Below are 20,942 nucleotides of genomic sequence, written 5' to 3' on the forward strand. Positions count from 1 at the left end.
ACCATGCAGCAACCCACGCCCCCTCGCCAGCACGCAGGACACATATCATGGCAACCATTTCAACGGAACGGCTCGAATCGGCCGCGCGCAAGGAAGCGTCCTGGGTCGTGCGCGCGTGCCGGCAGTTCATCGCCGACCGCTGCCCGTCGCTCGCGGCGAGCATCGCGTTCTACTCGGCGTTCTCGCTCGCGCCCACGCTCGTCATGGTGATCGCAGTGGCCGGCTGGTTCTTCGGCGCCGACGCGGCGCGCGGCGAGCTGTTTCGCCAGGTGCACAACGTGCTCGGCAACGACGCTGCGGCCGGCATTACGACCATCGTGCAGAACGCACACCGCGCGGGCGGCAAGGGCAGCGTGGCCGCCGTGATCTCGCTCGCGCTGCTGGCGATCGGGGCGTCAGCAACGTTTTCGTCGCTCAATTCCGCGCTCAATATCGTCTGGCCGCTGGACTGCCCGCGTAACTCGTCGGTGCTCGCACTCGTGCGCGTGCGGCTGATCTCGTTCGGCCTCGTGCTCGGCGTCGCCTTCCTGCTGATCGTCTCGCTCGTGCTGGATGCCGCCATCACGTTCGTTGGACAGTGGCTCTGGGGCGAATCCACTTATTTGATTATCGGAAACATCGTGCAACTCGTGGTCGGCGTGCTCGTGCTCGCGATCGCGTTCGCCGCGTTGCTGCGTTTCCTGCCCGACGCCGTGGTGCAATGGCGCGACGCCATGGTGGGCGGCATCGTCGCGGCCGTCCTGTTTTCGGTGGGCAAGAAACTCTTCGCGCTCTATCTCGCGCATGCTGGCATGGCCACGGCGTTCGGCGCCGCGGGCTCGCTCGCCGTGCTGCTGATGTGGCTGTACTTCTCGGCAGCGGTGCTGCTGCTCGGCGCGGAATTCTCAGCGGCGCGCGCACGCCTGCACGATCCGCGCGGCGCATGGGGTTTCCTCGAGGAAACGCCGCCCGGCAGCCGCGCAAAGCTCGCCTCGGTGCTGGCCGCATCCACGATCGCGCCCATGCGCGAAGCCGCTGCGGAAGCACAGGCGGCACATGCGGTTCCCATCGGAAACACGGGTGCCCATTCGGCTGGCCCGCGTGCGGCTGCCCCGCACGCCGCCGGAAACGGCGCGCCGCCGCCGTATGCCGCGGCGGTCGCGGCCAACATCGCCCGGGATGGCGCCGTTGCCGCGAACGCCGCCGACGCGCCGCTCCATGCGATTAGCCAGGCGCGCGCGGAGGGCGGCGCATTCGCCCGGCGCAATGCCGAAGGCCTGCAAATCCGCCGCCCGGTCGTCAATATGGAAAAGAGCGCCACCTATGCCGCCGCCTGGACGCTCGTGCAGGCGGGCCGCACGGTGGCCGCCGCCGATCGCTACGTCAAGCGCCACCCGTGGCGCGCGGTGATGCTCGTCGCCAGTGCCGCGATCGCCATGACCGCGGCGGTCGGCCGCCGCCGCGGCGACACCCGCGACAAGCCCTGAGACGCCGCGCAGCCCCGGCTCCGGGGCCTCGCGCCGGCGCAGCCAAACTTCAGATCCAGCGCAACCAGGGGACACCCCTGGTTGCGCCATGTTTACCCGTATACGCCATCCCCTGAGGTTGCACGTTTCGCGACTTGTATCGAAAACGACAATAATGCAGCGCCAACAATCATCCTTTTCAGGATCCGGAAGAATTGCCTAAGCGCCCGTATTTCAAGGCTTTCTCAGCATGTGTCAGCTTTTTGCGACAGTCATTTATTTTCAGTTCAGGGGAATTGCACCCCTGCGTTATTCTCCTTTCCGCAACAGCATCAACCAAATCAAGCAACAACTAAATCTGCGTGGAGAAAACTGGATGAAACGAATCGTACTCTCGAGCCTCTCGCTGGCAATTCTGGCCGCTTCGGGCGCAGCACACGCACAAAGCAGCGTGACCCTGTACGGTGTGATCGATGAATCGATCCAGTGGGTGCACAACGACGCGAACAACGGTAACGGCAACAAGAACCTGGTCGGCCTCTACGCCGGCAACATCTCGGGCGACCGCTTCGGCCTGAAGGGCACGGAAGACCTGGGTGGCGGCCTGAAGGCGATTTTCCAGTTGGAAAACGGCTTTGACGTCAACACCGGCAAGCTGGGCCAAGGCGGCCTCATGTTCGGCCGTCAAGCTTTCGTTGGTCTGACGCAAGAGCAATACGGCACCGTTACGCTGGGCCGCCAGTACGACCCGCTGGTCGACATGGTTCAGCCGCTGACCGCCGACAACTACTTCGGCAGCACGTTCACGACGCCGGGTGACGTCGACAACAACGACAACAGCTCGCGCACGAACAGCGGCATCAAGTACGTCTCGCCGGTTCTGAGCGGCTTCCAGTTCGAAGGCATGTATGCATTCGGCGGCGTCGCAGGCTCGACGGGCTCGGGCCAAAGCTGGGGCGCGGCTGCTACCTACGCTATCGGCTCGTTCAATGTCGCCGCCGGCTACTTCCGCATGGACAACTCGTCGAACCCGGCACAGCGCGACAACAGCTGGGCATCGAACGCAACGTCGGGCGCCATGTTCGACAGCCAGATCAACAACGCCTACGCATCGGCCAAGTCGATCGGCAACGCTTCGGTTGCGGCCCAGTACGTCGCCGGTCCGTTCACGTTCGGCGTGCGTTACGCCAACGTCCAGTACAAGCCGGACGGCTACTCGGCGTTCCAGTCGACCGAGCGCTACAACGTTGCAGGCGGCTTCTTCGGCTACCAGGTGAACCCGGCCCTGCTGCTCGGCCTCGGCTACATCTACACGCACGGTGCAGGCGACACGTCGGCGTCGTACAACCAGGTTTCGCTCGGCGCGGACTACAACCTGTCGAAGCGCACCGACCTGTACGCACTGGCGGCTTACCAGCACGCCAACGGCACGCAGCGCGTCGACGCCACGTCGACCGACACGGCCGGCGCATCGATCGGCTCGTATGGCTACAACTCGGCTTCGAGCTCGCAAGAAATCGTCAGCCTGGGTATCCGCCACAAGTTCTAAGCAACATGAGCCGGGCTCGCGCCCGGCCAGGCGAAGAGACCACGCAGCTAAAAGCTGCACGCTACACAAGCCAGCCTTCGGTGCAAGCCAAGGCTGGCTTTTTCATGGACGCAACAATCCAGAAGCGGCTTTTAGCGGAAACAGGCCTGGCACGAGCGGGTAGAACCTCGCGAGCCTGGATGGCAGCCCGCTCGCCGGGCAGCCTGCGCTGCGCTTCGCAGCACCCTCGGCGCCACCCCGGCGCCCTCCCTTTACGCGATCAGCGCAACCTGCCGAGCGCCTCGGCCGCGTGACGCAAGAAGGCATCCGCAAGCGGCGCCGCGGCCCGCTGCGCATATCGCGCCGCATTGAGCGGCACCTCCAGCGCCGGCTCGAAACGCTTCACCGCCACGCGCGCGCTTGCCCCCGCCGCCGTGAGCGGGTCGACGAGCGCAATGCCCATCCCCGCCTCCACCAGCGTCACGACCGCCTGCGCGAGATCCGCCTCCACACTGGCGAGACGCGTTACACCGGCCTCGGAGAACATGCGATCGATGCGCAGGCGTGCGTGCGTTCCGGCCGCATACGAAACGAAGAGCTCGCCTTCGCAGTCTGCGGCGCCAACGGCGCGCTTGCGTGCGAGACGGTGCCCGCGCGGCACGATGCAACGCATCGGCCATTGCCCGAGACGCTCGAGCCGCACGGCACGGGGCGCCGTTTCCTCGCCGACAAAAGCCAGGTCGCAGCGCTGCGCCGCCACGCGTTCGAGCGCAAGCGCGGGCTCGAGTGTGAGCAGCTTCACGTCGACGCCCTCATGCTCCTGCGCGAACGCCGCCGTCACGCGCGGCAGAAAGTCGGGGCCGAGTTCGGGCGCGCCTGCCACGCACAGCACACCGCGGCGCTGCTCGCGGATCTGCGCGGCGGCCTGCACGACCCGTTCCAGTCCACTGAACGCGCGCTCGACTTCCGCATGAAGCGTATGCGCCTCGCCGGTCGGCAACAACCTCCCGCGTGCGCGTTCGAACAGCGCGAAGCCTACGCTTGCCTCGAAGTCGGCGAGCAGCCGGCTGACCGCTGGTTGCGAAACACCCAGCGCGCGCGCAGCGCGCGTAACCGTGCGCCATTGCATCAAGGCGCGAAACGCTTCAACCTGGCGAATACTGAGTTCGGAAACAGGCATAACATGAGGACATGCTTCTTTCGCCTGGATGGCTTCGGAGCATCGTCAGACAAGATCAAAATCGTTAAATTTCCCGCATTTTGCCTGCCATATTACCTGACAGCCATTCATAACATTTAAACATGCTTCAGGCGTGAGCTGACCCATTGCCGTTTTCTGCACGCAAATAAAAATCCCCGCAGGCACAAAGCCAACGGGGATTCTTTGGGTACTGACGCGTGCCGCGGCGCGAGGCCCCGGCATGAAGCGCTTAGGCCGCTGCTGCGTCCTTCAGCTTCTTCAGCGCGCGTGCCTTGATACGCACGGTTGCCGGCTTGGCCGGGAACCAGCGCTCTTCACCCGTGAACGGGTCCTTGCCGAAGCGCTTCTTCTTCGCCGGGACGGCCTGGACGACGATCTTCAGAAGGCCCGACAGCGTGAATTCGCCGGCGCCCTTCTTGTGGACCGAACCCAGGATCGTGTCTTCCAGCGCGGCGAGCACGGCCTTCGTGGCCTTCGGCTCGACGCCAGCACGCTCAGCGACGTGAGCAGCCAGCGAGGCCTTCGTGAAGGTGTCCTTGATCGGCGACGGTGCGCCGGACGCCTTCACGGCGACCTTCTTAGCTGCGGCCGTCTTGGCGGGCGCTTTCTTTGCGGCAACCTTCTTGGCCGGGGCAGCTGCCTTTTTTGCGGCCACTTTCTTTGCGGAAGTCGGCATGTTTCTCCTACCAGTGTTGGTCAGTGAATCGACGAAGCACAGCGGAATGCAGATGCTTCAACGGCGGATTCTACAAGCGTGCAAGCGTTTTGCGTGACTCTTTTGCATCGTAGATGCAAATTTGTTGCGCGGCGCTGACTGCCGAACGCATTTCGATACCTGTTTACAGGGGTAAACGTGCTCCTGCGCCCCCCATGCGCATGCCGCCTGCGCCAGCGCGACGCGTGCGCGATGCGGCGAAAACACCACACGTATGGCGCTTTTCGCGATGACGGCCGCTTCGCGCGCCGTTCTGGCGCGCGCGTTCGAGCGTCGCCGCTGGCAGCATTTGCGTGCTTTTTGGCGCTCCTGCGCACGCGTGCGCTCGTAGAGTGACGATGAGCGCGCCGTCGCCAGCACGGCCCGCGTCTTTCTCCATCTTCATTTCGAGGCACTTCCATGGCGTTCAAGATCGGATTTCTGCTTTTCCCCAAGGTGCAGCCGCTCGACCTCTGCGGGCCCTACGACGTACTCGCGTCGATGCCCGATACGCAGGTGCGGCTCGTCTGGAAGACACGCGAGCCCGTCATGTCGGCGACCGGCATGCTGCTCACACCCGACACCGTCTTCGACGACTGCCCGCCGCTCGACGTGATCTGCGTACCGGGTGGCGCCGGCGTGGGCGCGCTGCTCGAAGACGACACCACGCTCGACTTCCTGCGCCGCCAGGCACGCGACGCGCGCTACGTCACGTCGGTCTGCACCGGCTCGCTCGTGCTCGGCGCCGCGGGTCTCCTGCGTGGACGCCGCGCCACGACACACTGGGCCTTTCACACGCTGCTCGAACCGTTCGGCGCGATCGCCGTGAAAGAGCGCGTGGTGCGCGACGGCAACCTCATCACGGGCGGCGGCATCACGGCAGGCATCGACTTCGCGCTCACGCTCGCGGCGGAGCTGATCGGCGTAGAGGCCGCGCAAGCGCTCCAGCTCGAACTCGAATATGCGCCGGCGCCACCGTTCAATGCGGGCCGCCCCGAAAGCGCACCGCCCTCTGTGGTGGAGCAGGTGCGCGCGCAAAACGCGGCAACGCTCGCGCAACGCACGCGCATCGTCGAGCGCGTGGTCGCGCAGCGCCGGGACACATCCGCGTGATCCAGCCTGCTCGCGATTGACCAGGCTGGATCGCGGCACGGCGCCGCCATCGCCGTGCCGAGCATCGGCAGCTTCGGCTGCTGCGCGGCGCGAGCCAGGGTCCACACTTGCTACCCTCGATTGCAAGGATCGTATACATTGTGCGCGGGGCAACCGTTTAATCCGGCGTTCCCAGTAACGGCATGCCATCCAGCGCGCCGCTTCTCGCAATCCTTGCATCGCAAACACTGAAACCAGCGGTATAAATCAACCAAGAGGGGAATACATGCAGTCCACCATCAGCAAGCTGACTCTCGCCGCGGCCACCGCCGCATTCCTCATTGGCGTCACGGCGCCGGCCTTCGCCCAGGACGCCAGCGCACCCGCAGCGACCACTGCGCAAAGCGCCGAGCCGGCTTCGCTCACCAAGGCCGAAAAGCGCAAACAGGCGCGTGCGCAGCACAAGGCCGAACGCAAGGCCGCGCGCGCGAAGAACAATGCTGAACTGAAGAAGCTGGAAGACGCGGGCTACAAGCCTGCAAACAACGACCCGAACTATCCGCAGAATCTCCAGAACGCGGAGAAGAAAGCGGCGGGCGCTGCCGGCGCGAGCCAGTAAACCGCTTCCTGTAGCGGTTTTTTTCGCGTATGCGGGGACCGGCGTTTTGCCGGTCCCACCATCTCCCGCCGTTCCGCTCCCTCCCGCAGCCGCTCCTCTCGCACCGGCCGTCCCGGCCACCTCCCGCAGTTCTTGCGCGCCTGGCGCATCCCTTTTCTTTCCCGCGCGTCTCGCTCACCGCTATCGCTCACGTCGAAGCATCGCCGATCGACCTCGTTCCCACGCACCTTTCAGCACACCTTCAATGCATGCGCATGTCCGATATGGGACGATGCCGCGTCCCTGGCTGAGATGGAGTCCACCTCATGAACGCAGCAAAACCGGATGCGAGCACGACACTTGCGCCCAGGAAACCGGGCCTGCCCATCGGGTTGATCGCGGGCGCCATCGCGCTCGTCGTCGTGCTGCTGCTTCCGTTGCCCGCGAGCCTGCCCGTAGCGGGTCAACGCATGCTCGCGATTCTCGCCTTCGCCGTGGTGGTGTGGCTCACCGAAGCCGTCTCCTATGAAGCGAGCGCGATCATCATCACCTCGCTGATGGCGTTTCTGGTGGGCACCGCGCCCACCCTCGACGATCCCTCGCAGCTCTACGGCACCTCGAAAGCCATCAGCATGGCGCTCGCGGGCTTCTCGAACTCCGCGCTCGCGCTCGTCGCGGGCGCGCTCTTCATTTCGGCGGCCATGACCGTCACCGGGCTCGACAAGCGCATCGCGCTCGTCACGCTCTCGCTGATCGGCACCACCACGCGGCGCATCCTGATCGGCGCGATCGCCGTGACCATCGTGCTCTCGCTCGTCGTGCCGAGCGCCACGGCGCGCAGCGCCTGCGTCGTGCCGATCATGGTGGGCGTGATTTCCGCATTCGGCGTGGACAAGCGCTCGAACATCGCGGCGGGCATCATGATCGTGGTGGCCCAGGCCACCAGCATCTGGAACGTCGGCATTCAGACGGCCGCCGCGCAAAACCTGCTCACCGTGGGCTTCATGGACAAGATGCTCGGCGCGCGCGTGACCTGGCTCGACTGGCTGATCGCCGGCGCGCCCTGGGCGATCGTCATGTCGGCCATTCTGCTCGTGCTCGTGCTGAAGATGCTGCCGCCCGAAACCGACGCCATCGCGGGCGGCAAGGAGGCCGTCGAAGCGTCGCTGCGCGAGCTCGGCCCCATGACGGGCCCGCAAAAACGCTTGCTGGGCGTCTCTATCGGCCTGCTCTGCTTCTGGGCCACCGAAGGCAAGCTGCATTCGTTCGACACCACCTCGGTCACCTACGTGGGCCTCGTGCTGCTGTTGCTGCCGCGCTTCGGCGTGATGGACTGGAAAACGGTGCAGAGCCGCATTCCCTGGGGCACGGTGATCGTGTTCGGCGTAGGCATCAGCCTCGGCACCGCGCTGCTCACCACGAAGGCGGGCCAGTGGCTCGGCGACCTCGTCGCGCGTCACACGGGCCTCGACACCGCCGGGCCGTTCATGGCCTTCGCGATCCTCGCCGCGTTCCTCGTGGTGATCCACCTCGGCTTTGCGAGTGCAACGGCGCTCACCTCGGCCATGCTGCCGATTCTGATCGCGGTGCTGCAGTCGATGTCGGGCGATTTCAACCGGCTCGGCGTGGCCATGCTGCTCGGCTACACCGTGAGCTTCGGCTTCATCCTGCCGATCAACGCGCCGCAAAACATGGTGTGCCTCGCCACCGAGACCTTCACCGCGAGGCAGTTCGCGCGCGTGGGCATCGCGGTGACCGTGCTCGGCTATCTGCTGATGCTGCTGTTCGCCGCCACGTGGTGGCACTGGCTCGGCTGGATCTGAAGCGTTGGCGGTTCTCGCGGCGCGGTTCGAGCTTGCGTCGCGCCCGGCGCGCTAAAAGACGCGCGGTACAGGCAAAAAAAGGGGCGCCCGGTTGTATGAACCGGGCGCCCCTCGTGCTGTGCGGCTCCTGCCGCCGTATCAGGCGATGCTTAAACCGCCACCACACCCACGTAGTTCTCGGCCATCGCGGTCGCCGCCGCGCGCGAGGTGGTGACGTGCTCCAGCTCCGCAACCTGCAGGCGCTGCTCGAACGGTGAGGCATCGTCGAGGCGGTGCATCATGCGCGTCATCCAGTACGAGAAGTGCTCGGCGCGCCAGATGCGGCGCAGCGCGGTTTCGCTGTACGCATCGAGCAGATCGGTGCGGCTCTCCTTATAGAACGCCACCAGCGCCGCGGTCAGCACGCGCACGTCGGCAACGGCCAGGTTGAGGCCCTTCGCGCCCGTGGGCGGCACGATATGCGCCGCGTCGCCCGCGAGGAACAGGTGCCCGTGCTGCATCGTCGTCGATACGAAACTGCGCATGGGAACGATGTTCTTCTGGAAAATCTTGCCCTCGACCACCTGATGGCCTTCGTCCGAATCGACGCGCGCGTGCAACTCGGCCCAAATGCGGTCGTCGGACCAGTTCTCGACCGCGTCGTTCGGATCGCACTGGAAATACATGCGCTGGACGTCCTGTGAGCGCGTGCTGATGAGCGCGAAGCCGCGTTCGTGGCGCGCGTAAATCAGCTCGTCGGACGTAGGCGGCGCTTCCACGAGGATGCCGAACCAGCCGAACGGGAACACGCGCTCATAGTCCTGGCGCAATGCCGCCGGAATGGCCGAGCGCGAGACACCGTGAAAACCGTCGCAGCCGATCACATAGTCGCAATGCAGCTCGTGCTGCTCGTCCGCGTGCTCGAAACGGATCGAGGGCGACGCGGTGTCGATGCCGTGAATGGAGGTGTTCGAGACGTCGAAGAACAGCTTGCCGTCGGCGGCCACGCGCGCCGCGACGAGATCCTTGAGCACTTCGTGCTGGGCGTAGACCGTGATCGATTTGCCAGTGAGCGCGGTGAGATCGATACGGCGGCGCTTGCCTTCGAACGCCAGCTCGAAGCCGTGGTGCAGTGCGCCTTCAGCTTTCATGCGTTCACCGACGCCGGCCTCGGCGAGCGTGTCCATGGTGCCCTGCTCGAGCACGCCTGCGCGTATCGTGGATTCGATCTGATCGCGACCGCGCCGTTCGAGCACGACGGAATCGATGCCGCGCAGATGCAGAAGATGGGAAAGAAGCAGGCCCGCGGGCCCTGCGCCGATGATGCCAACCTGGGTACGCATGATGTCTCCACTACGTGTTGATTTGGCGCAAGTTTGGGGGCTTCGAGCGATATCGCGCAACGCGATATGGTGAATATGGATTATCTCGATTGCGGATAGAGGTTTGGAGCGCCCGCCGGTTTGCTGCAGTTGCGGAAAGCCGCTGGCAGCAGGCTGTGCCGATGCGAGAAATTCGGCGCATTCGGCGACGATCGGAAATTCAACCGCGCAATGCGGCGTGGCAGCGCAAACTCGATTCGCACGCAACGAACTGGCGTCTGGCAAAGAGTCGCGCTGTGTGGATACGGCCGGCGTGGATACGTCCGTTGCGGAACGGAAATTGCTGCGTCACAGCAGTTTTGCCGACGCCGTGTTCGCGCGCCGTCAATCCCTCTCCCTCCAACAACAATCGCGAGCCACGCCGATGCCTCATTCGAGCCACCACCCAGTCAGACTTCTCAACGCCCTTCCGAAACGCCCTGGCATGCCCGATCCGGCGCCGCACGCGCCGTTCGCCCATGGGCGCCTGGTCCATTGCGCTGCCGCGCTCCTGATCGCGCTGCCGCTCGCCTGCGCGCCGCTTGCGGCACGCGCGCAGGCTGCGGCCTCCGCGCCCGTGGCCGCGGCGCAGACCGGGCAAGACTTGCAAGCCGCGAGCGCACCGTTCGCGGCGTCGGCCACGACGCAAAGCGCGGCGCCGCTGCCGCCGTCCGAGCTCTACGGCCAGCTTTATCGCGACGTCGAACTGGCCCAGGTCTTCCCCGACAGCAAAACGTTCGCCGACATGGTGCCGAACGAGACGCCCACGAAAATCGTCGCCGATTACGAATTCTGGAGCGCGCACCATGCTGGCATTACTGACCCCGATGCACGCCGGGCCGCGCTCTCGCAGTTCGTCGCGCAGCATTTTTCCGATCCGAAACAGGCCGCCGACAGCTACGTTTCCGATCCGAACCAGAACGTCGTGAGCCACATCGACACGCTCTGGGACGTGCTGCGGCGCAATCCCGACGCCGCACAACAACCGTATTCGTCGCTGCTGCCGCTGCCGAAGCCCTACATCGTGCCGGGCGGCCGCTTCAACGAGATCTACTACTGGGACTCGTACTTCATCATGCTGGGTCTCGAAGCGAGCGGCCGCCACGATCTCACGCGCGACGAGCTCGATAACTTCGCCACGCTGATCGATCGTTACGGCCATATCGCGAACGGCAACCGCACGTACTACCTGAGCCGCTCGCAACCGCCGTTCTTCGCGCAGATGGTGGCGCTCGTCGCGCAGCGCGACGGCGACGCCACCTACGTGCGCTATCTGCCGGAGCTGCGCAAGGAATACGACTACTGGATGGCGGGCGCGGATACGCTCAAGCCCGGCGAGGCGGCGCGCCACGTCGTGCGTCTCGCCGACGGCACGTTGCTCAACCGCTACTGGGACGCGCGCGACGCGCCGCGCGACGAGTCGTATCGCGAAGACGTGCTCACCGCGCAAAGCGCGCCGCAGCGCGCCGCCGGCGATCTGTGGCGCAATCTGCGCGCGGGCGGCGAAACAGGCTGGGATTTCAGCTCGCGCTGGCTCGCCGACCCGCAGTCGCTCGCGAGCATCGAGATCACGTCGCTCGTGCCCGTCGACCTCAACGCGCTGCTCGTCGAGCTCGAGCGCACGCTCGCAAAAGCCTATGGATTGGCGGGCAACGCGGCCGAGGCGCAGCGCATGAGCCAGCGCGCCCAGCAACGCACCGCCGCCATCGACCGCGTGCTATGGGACCCGCAACTGCACGCCTTCAGCGACTACAACTTCGTGCAACACACGCTCACGCACCGGCTCACGGCGGCGACGCTCTATCCGCTCTACGCCGGCATCGTCACGCGCGCGCAGGCGCATCAGGTGGCCGGCGCCGTGCGTGCCGGCCTGCTGCGCCCGGGCGGCCTCGCCACCACCCAGCTGGCGAGCGGCCAGCAATGGGATGAGCCCAACGGCTGGGCGCCGCTTCAGTACCTCGCGGTCATGGGCCTGCGCCGCTATGGTGAAAATGCACTCGCCCAGAGCATCGCCACGCGCTGGATCGCCACCAACCTCGTCTACTACCGGCAGACGCACAAGCTCGTCGAGAAATACGACATCAGCGCGGCGGCGGCCCGAGGCGCGTCGGCGGGCGGCGGCGAATATCCGCTTCAGGACGGATTCGGCTGGACCAACGGCGTGCTGCGCGTGCTGCTCGCGATGTATCCGCACACCGATAGCGCGATGGCCACGCACACGGTGAACGCCGGGAAAGCGGCTGCCCCCGCACGCTGACGCGCGATGCATCCGTGCTGAAATATGGCGCGGCGGTTACGGCCATGTGCCGCGATCCGGGGCACGCCGTGCATGAGCGCGTTGCAGCACGTCATCCCGCAGCGCAGCGTAGCGGCGCTGCGGGTTTGCTGTGCGTGTGCACAGTGGCCGCCATCGGCGTATGCTGAAACACATGTCCGCAGATCAATCTGCACTCTGGCCGCCGGCTCACCACCGCCCGAAACGCCATGAACGCCTCGCCTTCCACCCCTGGCTCCGAACCCGGTCCCAGACCCGTCTCCGGAGCCGCCACCGGCTCTGAATCCGTTGCCCGGCCCGGTCCGCGCGTGACCGTGGTCGTGCTCACGCGCAACCACGTGCGCCAGGTCGTCGATACCGTGGCGCGGCTCACCGCCCTGCCCGAGCGTCCGGCGGTGATCGTGGCCGACAACGGCTCCAGCGACTCCACCGTGAGCCTGCTCGCCTCGTTGTTCCCGCAAGTGCGCATCGTCCAGAGCCTCGGCGACCATGGGATGGCGGGCTTCAACCGCGCTTTCGCGCTCGCGCCCACTGACTATGTCGCGTGCTGCGACGACAGCACCTGGTTCGCGCCCGGCGCCCTCGCGCATGCGGCGCAGTTGCTCGACGACCATCCGAACGTCGCCGTGCTCAATGCGCGCGTAGTCGGCAACGACGAGCGCGAGATCCATCCGGCCTGCCTCATGCTCAACGCCACCTCGCCCGGCAGCGACGGCTTGCCCGGCCCGACGCTCGCTGGCTACATGGCAGGCGCCTGCGTGTTGCGCGCGAGCGTGTTCCGCGCGCTCGGCGGCTATGAGGAACGGCTCTCGCATGGCGGCGCCGAGGAGCTGGCCGCGCTCGACGCGCTGAGCGCGGGCCACAAGATCGTCTATTGCGAGGCGGCGCTCGCGCATCGCGAGCCGCTATGCCGCTGGTTCACGCGCGCGCAGCATTGCACGCTCGCGCGCAATTCGGCATGGGTGGCGTGGATGCGTCTGCCGGTGCGCGACGCACTGGCCGCCACGGGCCGCGCGCTCGTGGTGTTCGCGCGCCAGCGCTCGCTCGGTCCGGCCAGCTTTGCGCTGATGCGCGGCGCCTTCTGGACGCTGCGCCGCCGCCGCGTCGCGCCCGCGCACGTCGTGCTGCTCACGCGCCAGGTGCGGCGCGCCGAGCGCCAGGTGCGCGCCGGCATTCCCGCGATGGCCGAGAAGTACGATCAATCGGGTCAACGGGCCTGGTAGGCTGGCCTGCAGCACAACCTGTAGCCGATACGCGAGGCGCCCCAGCCTGGTGCGCCTCGCGCGGGCTTGGTCGCGCACGCGCTACGGCGCCACCGGCACGAAGTCCCGATATTCGATTTGCGCGCCGCGCACCACGATCGCGGTGGACTCGGGCACCTCGGCCCACACGTCGGGCAAATCCACGAGGGGCTCGGAAACGATCAGATAGGCGTCCTCGCCCACGGCGTCGATGCGCGGATCGTCGGGATAGAGTTCGTGCAGATGCTTGAACGAGTTGCTGTGAAAGAGCGAGCGCGACTTGCGCTCGCTGGAGTAGCGCACGGCCACGAGCTGCTCGCCATCGCTTGCGCAGACGGTCATGTTGAGCGCCGACTCGATGCCGTGCTTTTTCGCGGTGGCCTCCACGAAGCCCACCATGCGCTCGAGCGCCGGCACGGGATCGATCTCGAGTCCGAAAGTCAGCGCCAGGTAGAACATCGCTTCGGAATCGGTCGAGCCTTCGATCGCGCTGAAGCGCCCGGGCTCGACGGCCAGCAGCAGGTCGCGCCGCACGAGCGGAAAGCTCTCGATCAGCCCGTTGTGCGCGAAGATCCAGCGCCGGTGCCGGAACGGATGGCAGTTGGTCTCCTGCACGGGCGTGTGCGTGGCGGCGCGCACGTGCGCGAGGAACATCGGTGCATGCACGGCGCGCGCGAGTTCGCGCAGATTGCGGTCGTTCCAGGCCGGCTGCACGCTGCGATAGCGGTACGGAATGTCGTGCGGATGCTGATACCAGCCGACCCCGAAGCCATCGCCGTTAGTAGTGGTCGCGCCGAGCTTCGAATGCAGGCTCTGGTCGATCAGCGAATGGCGTGCGCGAAACAGCATGGTTTCGAGCGGCACGGCGTTACCGGTATAAGCGAGCCAGCGGCACATGGTTACCCTCCACTTTCAACGAACCGAGATTGCGGCCCGACATGACATTCGGCGCCTCGCGAACGCGGCCGGGCGAGACCCGGCGCGCGCCGTCGATCAATTGCCCGCGCGCATTCCCGCGAGCGGCGTGAGAAACCCGTCGAGGCCGGTGAGAATAATCTGCACGCCGATGCACAGCAGCAGGAACGACGAAATGCGCATGGCCACGCGCGTGCCTTCCGCGCCCAGATAGTAGGCGAGGCGCGCGGCGCGGCTGTAGACGTAATAGATCACGAGCATCACGAGCACCGAGATCGCCACCGAGGCGATGCCCGAGAGCAGAAACGCCGAAAGCTTGTGCGTGCGATTCGCGTTGAGCGCGATGGCCGTGGCGATGGAGCCGGGGCCCGTGGTCAGCGGAATCGTCAGCGGAAAAAAGGCCTTGCCGGCCGCCGACTCGGCGCTGAGCGGCTTCACCGGATGATCGGCCATCGCCGGCTCGGGCTCCGGCGCGTTGAGCATCTGCCAGCCGCTCACGGCCACCGCGAGGCCGCCGCCAATACGCAGCGCCTCCATGGAAATGCCGAAGAAATGCAGGATGGGCGTGCCCACGAAAAACGCGGCAAGCAGCACGAAGCCGGCATTGGTGGCCACGCGCTTGGCGAGCAGACGCCGCTCTTCCTCGGAAAGCGACGCCGTGCGATCGAGAAAAACAAAAGCAATGCCAATGGGATTGATGATGCTGATCAGTCCGGTGAAACCGAACAGGATGTCTGAAATCAGGCTCTCGATCATGTAGGCGATCCGTTAGACGGGCGCATTCCGATTGCGCCGCGGGGCAGCGTGAAGTGTAACCGGAGCGGCCTGCGCCGTGCCTGCTGGATGCCTGCGCGCACGCGCAAAAAATCCGTCTTCATGACGCAGCGCACCATGCCCGCACATTCGGCGAAGGTGCGCCACGCGGAGCGCACGGGTCCGCTCCCGCGGTGACACATCGGGATTTTTGGCAGCTTTACGGGGCGCATTCACCAGCATAGAGTGATTCGACCGGACCCGACGCGACGTATCCCTTTTACCCAAAGGAGTTGCCATGTCACTGAGGTTGCTCGCTGCGCTACCCTTTATCGGCATCCTGCTAGGCGTGCCGTTCGTCAACCGCACCGAGCCGCTCGTGCTCGGCATGCCGCTCGTGCTGGCGTGGATTGTCATGTGGGTCGTGCTGACCGCGGCCATCATGGGCATCGTCTACAAGCTCGATCCGGCCAATCGCATCTCGCCGGACGCCGAGGTGCGATCATGAGCGCGCTCATCATCATTGCGGCGATCACCGTGGTCGCGCTCTATCTGGGCATGCGCGCGCGCCGTGGGCACGACATGAGTCTCGAGCAATGGTCGGTGGGCGGACGCAGCTTCGGCACCGCGTTCGTGTTCCTGCTGATGGCGGGCGAGATCTACACCACCTTCACGTTCCTCGGCGGCAGCGGCTTTGCCTACGGCAAGGGCGCACCCGTTTATTACATCCTGGCTTACGCGACGCTTGCGTACATCCTTTCGTACTGGATGCTGCCGCCCGTGTGGCGCTATGCGAAAGAGCACCGGCTCGTCTCGCAGCCGCACTTCTTCACGCGCAAGTACCAGAGCCCCGCGCTCGGCGTGCTGGTCGCGTGCGTGGGCGTGGCCGCGCTCGTGCCGTATCTCGTGCTGCAATTGAAGGGCCTCGGCATCATCGTGACAACGGCCTCGTACGGCGCGATTTCGTCGACGGCGGCGATCTGGATCGGCGCGGTGGTGGTCACGGCCTACGTGATCGTCTCGGGCGTGCGTGGCTGCGCGTGGAATTCGGTCGTCAAGGACACGATGATTCTCGCCATCGCGGTGTTTCTCGGCATTTATCTGCCGGTTCATTACTACGGCAGTCACGCCGAAATGTTCCGCGCCATCGACGCGGCCAAGCCCGGGTTCCTCAGCTTCCCCGCGAAAGGCCAGAGCGTGACGTGGTTCCAGTCCACTGTGCTGCTCACGGCGCTGGGCTTCTTCATGTGGCCGCACACGTTCGGCTCGGTTTACACCGCGAGGGACGAGCGCATTTTCCGCCGCAACGCCGCGATCCTGCCGCTCTATCAACTGATCCTGCTGTTCGTGTTCTTCTGCGGATTTGCTGCGGTGCTCAAGGTGCCGGGCCTCAAGGGCGGCGACATCGACCTGTCGCTGTTCCGGCTTTCGCTGCAGACTTTCGATCCATGGTTTCTCGGCGTGATCGGTGCGGCGGGCGTGCTCACCGCGCTGGTGCCTGGGTCGATGATTCTTACCACAGCCTCGACGCTGCTTGCCAACGATGTCTATCGCGGCGCGCTGATGAAGAACGCCGACGATGCACGCGTTGCGAAGCTCGCGCGGTTTTGCGTGCCGGTGATCGCGCTCGTTGCGGTGGGTTTTACGCTTAGGGGCGGCGAGACTATCGTGGCGCTGTTGCTGATGGGGTATAACTTTGTTACGCAGTTGTTTCCGGCGCTGGTGTGCAGTCTCGCTGCGCGTAATCGTGTTACGAAGCAAGGGGCGTTCTGCGGGATTCTCGCGGGCGTGTTGGTGGTTGTGATTACCACAGTGCTGCATGTGAGCGTCGCGCAGTTGATTCCGGCTGCGCCTGATGCGCTTAAGGATATTAATATCGGGTTTCTTGCGCTTGGGGTGAATATTGTTGTGCTTGCAGCTGTGAGTGCGGTTACGCAGCCGCATGCGCATGCGGATCATAAGCACGCTAGCGTGCATTGAATTTTGATGATGGTCTTTTAGCGGTGATGGGCGGCGCGGTTTTGCGCCGCTTTCTTTTGGGGCGCTCGGAGTTTTGCGCGGTAACTTGTTTTCGCGGCGGGCCGCGGGCGTTGCCCCTGTGCGGGGCGGCACCTACTTTTCTTTGCAGCCGCAAAGAAAAGTAGGCAAAAGAAAGCGGCTCACACCGCTAGTGTGACGCCGTTCACCACTGCCATGTATGTCGGAGCGGCTCCGGGGCATCCGTCGCCTCGCACACTCCACGTAAGTGACAAGGGACTCATCCTTCCCGCCGTGCGCTACGCGCGGGCGGAAGGGTCTGCAAGGAAAACCAGCGGCGGGCCGGCGATTGCGTTGGGGGTACCATCCAGTAAATGCGAGGCGTGCTGACCGGTAAATGTACTGCAGTGCTAACCGATTAATACACTGGAGTGCTAGCCGGTGAATACACTGGAGTGCTAGCCGGTGAATACACTGGAGTGCTAGCCGGTGAATACACTGGAGTGCGAGCCGGTGAATGCACTGGGGTGCTAATTGGTGAATGCGTTGGGGCGCTAATCGGTGAATGCACGGGCGTGCGGGCTGGCGAATGCGTGGGCGAGCCGTCGAGCGAATATATTTGAGCGCGACAAACGCGTGTACATGCCACTGGTTCTGGATATACCCCACGGCGCGCGGAGCGCCGCCGGATGAATGAGCCCTTAGTCACTCCGGCGAGTAGCAAGTGATGGCAGACGCCCCGGAGCCGCTCCGATCAAAGTCGAGTGGTGAACTGCGTCACACTGGCGGTTTGAGCGGCTTTCTTTTGCCTACTTTTCTTTGCCGCGGCAAAGAAAAGTAGGTGCCGCCCCGCACAGGGGCGACGCTTGCGGCCCGCCGCGAAAACAAGTTACCGCGCAAAACCGCAATAAACCACCCCAATTTCCAAGAAATCAAATTTTCAAAAAAAAACTTACCGCTTAGACGCGCCATAAAGCGTCGACTCAGCAAACCCCTCAGCAGCAAGCACGCGCCCGACAATAATCAGCGCCGTGCGCTCGATATCAGTACTCTGAACCTTAACCACAATATCCGCGAGCGTACCGGTCACGCGTTCCTCATCCGGCCAGCTCGCGCGATAAATCACGGCCACCGGACAATCATCCCCATAATGCGGCCGCAATTCCTCCACAATACGCGCGATATGACGCACACCCAGGTGAATAGCCATCGTCGCACGATGTCGCGCCAGGTCACCTAGCGCCTCACCCTCAGGCATCGACGTCTTCGTCGCATAGCGAGTAAGAATCAGCGTCTGCGAAATACCGGGCAGCGTAAGCTCGCTACCAAGCGCCGCTGCGCACGCTGCTGTCGCAGTCACGCCCGGCACAACCTCATAAGGAATCCCAAGCTCGCGCAGCCGACGAATCTGCTCACCAATCGCACCATAAAGCGACGGATCACCCGAATGCACACGCGCAACATTGTGGCCCAAAGCGTGCGCGCTCTCCAGCAGCGCGACAATCTCATCGAGCGTCAGCGGCGCAGTATCCACCACCTGGTGCGCGCAATGCCCCTCGAGCACGGCAGGCGGCACGAGCGATCCCGCATACAGAATCACGGGACAACTGCGCACGAGGCGCTGCCCTTTCACGGTGATCAGCTCAGGGTCGCCCGGCCCCGCGCCGATGAAGAAAACAGTCATGCGTTGAAACTCCGCTGAATGGGTCAGATGTGCTGCACCACGTTGCCAAGCACGTCGATCACGTCTTGCACCGTGGTGAATTCCCGTTGCGCTGGCGGCAGCGCGGGCCGCCGCATCATCACCACGGGCAAGCCCAGCTCGCGTGCGATGGCGAGCTTTGCCTCGGTGGCGTCACCACCGCTGTTCTTGCTCACGATCACATCGAAACGCCCCGCCTCGCAAAGCATGCGCTCGCCCTCGAGCGTGAACGGCCCGCGCGCGTCGATCACGCCTGCACGCGCGTGTCCCGCGTGTGCGTCCAGGCAGCGTACCGTCCAATGCTGATGCATGGGAACCTCGTCGAGATGCGCGAGCGGTTCGCGTCCGAGCGTGAAAAGCACGCGCGAAAACGGCGCGATAGCTTCGATCACGCCCGCCCAGCCGTCCACCATGCGCCAGTCGTCGCCACGCTGCGGCTGCCACGGCGCGCGGCGCAACGCCCAGTACGGCACTTGTGCCGCCGCGCTCGCGCGCGCCGCGTTCGCGCTGATCTGCGCCGCGTAGGGATGCGTGGCGTCGAGCACCAGCGCGATGCGCTCTTCGGCGAGATAGCGCGCGAGGCCCTCCGCGCCGCCGAAGCCGCCCACGCGCACGGCACACGCCAGATCGGCGGGCACGCGGCCGAGGCCCGCAAGGCTGTACACATGCTCAGGCCCAAGCGCACGGGCAATGCGCAAGGCGTCGCCGGTGCCGCCCAGCAGCAGAATGCGCGCCGTCATGGCTTCACGGCTTCGTAAAGCGTGACGGGCAGCGCCTGGCGCCACGTATCGAAGCGCCCGAGGGGCTCGGCTTCGCCAACCCCGATCCGCGTGAGCGTGCCGCCGTGCTGCGCGCGCCATGCCACGAGTGCCGCCTCGCTCTGCACGGTCACGGCGTTCGCTACGAGGCGGCCACCGGATTTGAGGCGCGCCCAGCAGGTTTCGAGCACGCCCGGCACAGTCACGCCGCCGCCGATGAACACGGCGTCGGGCGCGGCAAGACCGTCGAGTGCGTCGGGCGCGCGGCCCGCCACGAGTTGCAGCGCCGGCACGCCGAGCGCGTTGCGGTTGTGTTCGATGAAGCGCTGACGCTCGCCGTTCGATTCGATGGCGATCGCGCGGCATGCCGGATGAGCGCGCATCCACTCGATGCCGATCGAGCCGCTGCCCGCGCCCACGTCCCAGAGCAGCGCGCCAGGCGTGGGCGCGAGGCGCGCGAGCGTGAGTGCGCGCACGTCGCGCTTGGTGAGCTGGCCGTCGTGCAGATAAGCGTCGTCGGGTAAGCCGGGCGTAAGTGTCCATGCGCGCGCCGGTGCCTCGCCATTGGCCTCGCATTCGAACGCGACGAGGTTGAGCGCGGCGGTTTCATCGGCATGCCATGCGTCGGCGCGGCCTTCGATGCGCCGCTCGAGTGAGCCGCCCAGGTGCTCGAACACCGTGAGCCGCGTCGCGCCGTAGCCTTGTGCCGAGAGTAGCGCCGCGAGCGCCGCGGGCGTGCGCCCATCGGCGCTCAGCGCAAGCACGCGCGAGCCCGCGTAGAGATGACGCCAGAGCCCGGCGAGCGGCCGGCCGACCAGCGAGACCACGGCCGTCTCCTGGAGCGCCCAGCCGAGGCGCGCCGCCGCGAGCGAGAGCGACGATGGCGCAGGCAGCACGTCCATCTCGCCCGGCGCCACGTGACGCGCGAGCGTCGCGCCCACACCGTAGAACATGGGGTCGCCGCTCGCGAGCACGCAGACGCGCTCGTGCGTGGCGCGCAGCGCGAGCAGCGGCTCGACGCTGAACGGCTGCGGCCAGGGCTCGCGGCGCGCCTGCATGCGCGCGGGCAGCATCGCCAGATGGCGCGCGCCGCCCGCCACCGCCGCCGCCGCGAAGAGCGCGCGCCGCGCCTCGCGCCCGAGCCCCGCGTATCCGTCTTCGCCTATGCCGATCACCGTCAGCCACGCCCGCCTGCCCTGCATCCGCTCTCCGTTTCGCATTGCACGCGGGCCGCACTGAATCGCGGAAACGCGCTGGAAAACGGGCATAATACCGCTTCCGCCGGCGCCTGAAGGGCGAAAGCTCGAAGGCAGCTTTGCATGAGCCCGGAGTCAGCGCGTTGCATGGGGTTGGAGTCAGTGCTGAAGCACTAACTCCAACCGACAGCTGAAGCGCTCACTCCGGATCGCAACAAGGGAACACAGCGAAGCTGTGGCCGCCCCCGCGACTGTGAGCAGCGAGACCGCATCCATCCAGGCCACTGGTTTTACCGGGAAGGCCGATGCGGTTGACGACCTGCGAGCCAGGAGACCTGCCGGCCGAAAGTTTGTTCGCGCGCGTCCAAAGCCTGGCGGGGTGTACCGGCTTCGATCGCAGCGCG

General features: G+C 65.6%; 17 protein-coding genes and 1 riboswitch. Of the genes, 9 read left to right on the forward strand and 8 right to left on the reverse strand.

The features are described from left to right. The first annotated feature begins 47 nt into the window (after positions 1-47). Together E1956_RS22420 and E1956_RS22425 are read left to right on the forward strand one after the other, a co-directional pair. The gene (locus tag E1956_RS22420; protein ID WP_134753031.1) at positions 48-1,466 is read left to right on the forward strand and encodes a YihY/virulence factor BrkB family protein; all 1,419 of its coding nucleotides are present in this window, start codon (positions 48-50) and stop codon (positions 1,464-1,466) included. Between the two features lie 355 nt (positions 1,467-1,821). Beyond that, complete coding sequence (locus E1956_RS22425) at positions 1,822-2,994, forward strand: porin (RefSeq protein WP_134753033.1); 1,173 nt, start codon at positions 1,822-1,824, stop codon at positions 2,992-2,994. A gap of 259 nt (positions 2,995-3,253) precedes the next feature. Here E1956_RS22425 and E1956_RS22430 read toward each other — a convergent pair whose 3' ends face one another. Both E1956_RS22430 and E1956_RS22435 read right to left on the reverse strand, forming a co-directional pair. Beyond that, positions 3,254-4,153, reverse strand: coding sequence for a LysR substrate-binding domain-containing protein (locus tag E1956_RS22430; protein ID WP_134753036.1), 900 nt, complete (start codon positions 4,151-4,153; stop codon positions 3,254-3,256). Between the two features lie 250 nt (positions 4,154-4,403). Continuing rightward, positions 4,404-4,850 (reverse strand): HU family DNA-binding protein, encoded by a 447-nt coding sequence (locus E1956_RS22435; protein ID WP_028220390.1) that lies wholly within the window; start codon positions 4,848-4,850, stop codon positions 4,404-4,406. A 438-nt stretch (positions 4,851-5,288) separates the two neighbouring features. Here E1956_RS22435 and E1956_RS22445 point away from each other — a divergent pair, with 438 nt between their 5' ends. The 3 genes from E1956_RS22445 to E1956_RS22455 all read left to right on the forward strand — a co-directional run bounded on the left by E1956_RS22445 (position 5,289) and on the right by E1956_RS22455 (position 8,381). After that, positions 5,289-5,981, forward strand: coding sequence for a DJ-1/PfpI family protein (locus E1956_RS22445; RefSeq protein WP_134753038.1), 693 nt, complete (start codon positions 5,289-5,291; stop codon positions 5,979-5,981). Between the two features lie 265 nt (positions 5,982-6,246). After that, positions 6,247-6,579, forward strand: a complete 333-nt coding sequence (locus E1956_RS22450) for a DUF4148 domain-containing protein (RefSeq protein WP_134753040.1) — start codon at positions 6,247-6,249, stop codon at positions 6,577-6,579. A 305-nt stretch (positions 6,580-6,884) separates the two neighbouring features. Further along, a complete protein-coding gene (locus tag E1956_RS22455; RefSeq protein WP_134753043.1) occupies positions 6,885-8,381 on the forward strand; it encodes a DASS family sodium-coupled anion symporter in 1,497 nt (498 codons plus the stop codon). A 149-nt stretch (positions 8,382-8,530) separates the two neighbouring features. On the opposite strand, the gene pobA is transcribed toward E1956_RS22455, so the two are convergent. Next, a complete protein-coding gene (pobA, locus tag E1956_RS22460) occupies positions 8,531-9,703 on the reverse strand; it encodes a 4-hydroxybenzoate 3-monooxygenase (RefSeq protein WP_134753044.1) in 1,173 nt (390 codons plus the stop codon). Positions 9,704-10,166: 463 nt separating this feature from the next. Between pobA and treF the strand changes: the two genes are divergently transcribed. Then, positions 10,167-11,978 carry an alpha,alpha-trehalase TreF gene (gene treF, locus E1956_RS22465; RefSeq protein WP_134753046.1) on the forward strand — a complete coding sequence of 604 codons (1,812 nt, stop codon included), beginning with the start codon at positions 10,167-10,169 and terminating at the stop codon, positions 11,976-11,978. A gap of 227 nt (positions 11,979-12,205) precedes the next feature. Then, positions 12,206-13,219 carry a glycosyltransferase family 2 protein gene (locus tag E1956_RS22470; RefSeq protein ID WP_134753048.1) on the forward strand — a complete coding sequence of 338 codons (1,014 nt, stop codon included), beginning with the start codon at positions 12,206-12,208 and terminating at the stop codon, positions 13,217-13,219. Between the two features lie 81 nt (positions 13,220-13,300). On the opposite strand, the gene E1956_RS22475 is transcribed toward E1956_RS22470, so the two are convergent. Continuing rightward, positions 13,301-14,134 carry a class II glutamine amidotransferase gene (locus E1956_RS22475; RefSeq protein ID WP_134753050.1) on the reverse strand — a complete coding sequence of 278 codons (834 nt, stop codon included), beginning with the start codon at positions 14,132-14,134 and terminating at the stop codon, positions 13,301-13,303. Positions 14,135-14,230: 96 nt separating this feature from the next. Then, complete coding sequence (locus E1956_RS22480) at positions 14,231-14,908, reverse strand: MarC family protein (RefSeq protein WP_134753052.1); 678 nt, start codon at positions 14,906-14,908, stop codon at positions 14,231-14,233. 295 nt (positions 14,909-15,203) lie between these two features. Here E1956_RS22480 and E1956_RS22485 point away from each other — a divergent pair, with 295 nt between their 5' ends. Together E1956_RS22485 and E1956_RS22490 are read left to right on the forward strand one after the other, a co-directional pair. Next, complete coding sequence (locus E1956_RS22485; protein ID WP_028223731.1) at positions 15,204-15,413, forward strand: DUF3311 domain-containing protein; 210 nt, start codon at positions 15,204-15,206, stop codon at positions 15,411-15,413. Beyond that, positions 15,410-16,885, forward strand: coding sequence for a sodium:solute symporter family protein (locus tag E1956_RS22490; protein ID WP_134753054.1), 1,476 nt, complete (start codon positions 15,410-15,412; stop codon positions 16,883-16,885). The genes E1956_RS22485 and E1956_RS22490 overlap by 4 nt, the downstream gene beginning before the upstream one ends. A gap of 949 nt (positions 16,886-17,834) precedes the next feature. On the opposite strand, the gene cobM is transcribed toward E1956_RS22490, so the two are convergent. From cobM to cbiE, 3 genes are read right to left on the reverse strand one after another with little or no spacing between them, the layout of a single operon-like run. Then, positions 17,835-18,566 carry a precorrin-4 C(11)-methyltransferase gene (gene cobM, locus E1956_RS22495; RefSeq protein ID WP_134753056.1) on the reverse strand — a complete coding sequence of 244 codons (732 nt, stop codon included), beginning with the start codon at positions 18,564-18,566 and terminating at the stop codon, positions 17,835-17,837. 23 nt (positions 18,567-18,589) lie between these two features. Next, positions 18,590-19,324: a cobalt-precorrin-6A reductase gene (locus E1956_RS22500; RefSeq protein ID WP_134753058.1), complete on the reverse strand. Its 735-nt coding sequence runs from the start codon at positions 19,322-19,324 to the stop codon at positions 18,590-18,592. Further along, positions 19,321-20,544 (reverse strand): precorrin-6y C5,15-methyltransferase (decarboxylating) subunit CbiE, encoded by a 1,224-nt coding sequence (gene cbiE / locus E1956_RS22505; RefSeq protein WP_134753060.1) that lies wholly within the window; start codon positions 20,542-20,544, stop codon positions 19,321-19,323. The genes E1956_RS22500 and cbiE overlap by 4 nt, the downstream gene beginning before the upstream one ends. 168 nt (positions 20,545-20,712) lie before the next feature. Next, positions 20,713-20,895: riboswitch (cobalamin riboswitch) on the forward strand. The last annotated feature ends 47 nt before the right edge of the window (positions 20,896-20,942 follow it).

It is taken from the genome of Paraburkholderia pallida (assembly GCF_004524855.1).
In the GTDB taxonomy this organism is placed as follows: domain Bacteria; phylum Pseudomonadota; class Gammaproteobacteria; order Burkholderiales; family Burkholderiaceae; genus Paraburkholderia; species Paraburkholderia oxyphila.

Excerpts from the sequence above, each read along its gene's own strand:
- E1956_RS22420 (WP_134753031.1), top strand. The coding sequence starts at position 48 with ATGGCAACCATTTCAACGGAACGGCTCGAATCGGCCGCGCGCAAGGAA.
- E1956_RS22425 (WP_134753033.1), top strand. The coding sequence starts at position 1,822 with ATGAAACGAATCGTACTCTCGAGCCTCTCGCTGGCAATTCTGGCCGCT.
- E1956_RS22430 (WP_134753036.1), bottom strand. The coding sequence starts at position 4,153 with ATGCCTGTTTCCGAACTCAGTATTCGCCAGGTTGAAGCGTTTCGCGCC.
- E1956_RS22435 (WP_028220390.1), bottom strand. The coding sequence starts at position 4,850 with ATGCCGACTTCCGCAAAGAAAGTGGCCGCAAAAAAGGCAGCTGCCCCG.
- E1956_RS22445 (WP_134753038.1), top strand. The coding sequence starts at position 5,289 with ATGGCGTTCAAGATCGGATTTCTGCTTTTCCCCAAGGTGCAGCCGCTC.
- E1956_RS22450 (WP_134753040.1), top strand. The coding sequence starts at position 6,247 with ATGCAGTCCACCATCAGCAAGCTGACTCTCGCCGCGGCCACCGCCGCA.
- E1956_RS22455 (WP_134753043.1), top strand. The coding sequence starts at position 6,885 with ATGAACGCAGCAAAACCGGATGCGAGCACGACACTTGCGCCCAGGAAA.
- pobA (WP_134753044.1), bottom strand. The coding sequence starts at position 9,703 with ATGCGTACCCAGGTTGGCATCATCGGCGCAGGGCCCGCGGGCCTGCTT.
- treF (WP_134753046.1), top strand. The coding sequence starts at position 10,167 with ATGCCCGATCCGGCGCCGCACGCGCCGTTCGCCCATGGGCGCCTGGTC.
- E1956_RS22470 (WP_134753048.1), top strand. The coding sequence starts at position 12,206 with ATGAACGCCTCGCCTTCCACCCCTGGCTCCGAACCCGGTCCCAGACCC.
- E1956_RS22475 (WP_134753050.1), bottom strand. The coding sequence starts at position 14,134 with ATGTGCCGCTGGCTCGCTTATACCGGTAACGCCGTGCCGCTCGAAACC.
- E1956_RS22480 (WP_134753052.1), bottom strand. The coding sequence starts at position 14,908 with ATGATCGAGAGCCTGATTTCAGACATCCTGTTCGGTTTCACCGGACTG.
- E1956_RS22485 (WP_028223731.1), top strand. The coding sequence starts at position 15,204 with ATGTCACTGAGGTTGCTCGCTGCGCTACCCTTTATCGGCATCCTGCTA.
- E1956_RS22490 (WP_134753054.1), top strand. The coding sequence starts at position 15,410 with ATGAGCGCGCTCATCATCATTGCGGCGATCACCGTGGTCGCGCTCTAT.
- cobM (WP_134753056.1), bottom strand. The coding sequence starts at position 18,566 with ATGACTGTTTTCTTCATCGGCGCGGGGCCGGGCGACCCTGAGCTGATC.
- E1956_RS22500 (WP_134753058.1), bottom strand. The coding sequence starts at position 19,324 with ATGACGGCGCGCATTCTGCTGCTGGGCGGCACCGGCGACGCCTTGCGC.
- cbiE (WP_134753060.1), bottom strand. The coding sequence starts at position 20,544 with ATGCAGGGCAGGCGGGCGTGGCTGACGGTGATCGGCATAGGCGAAGAC.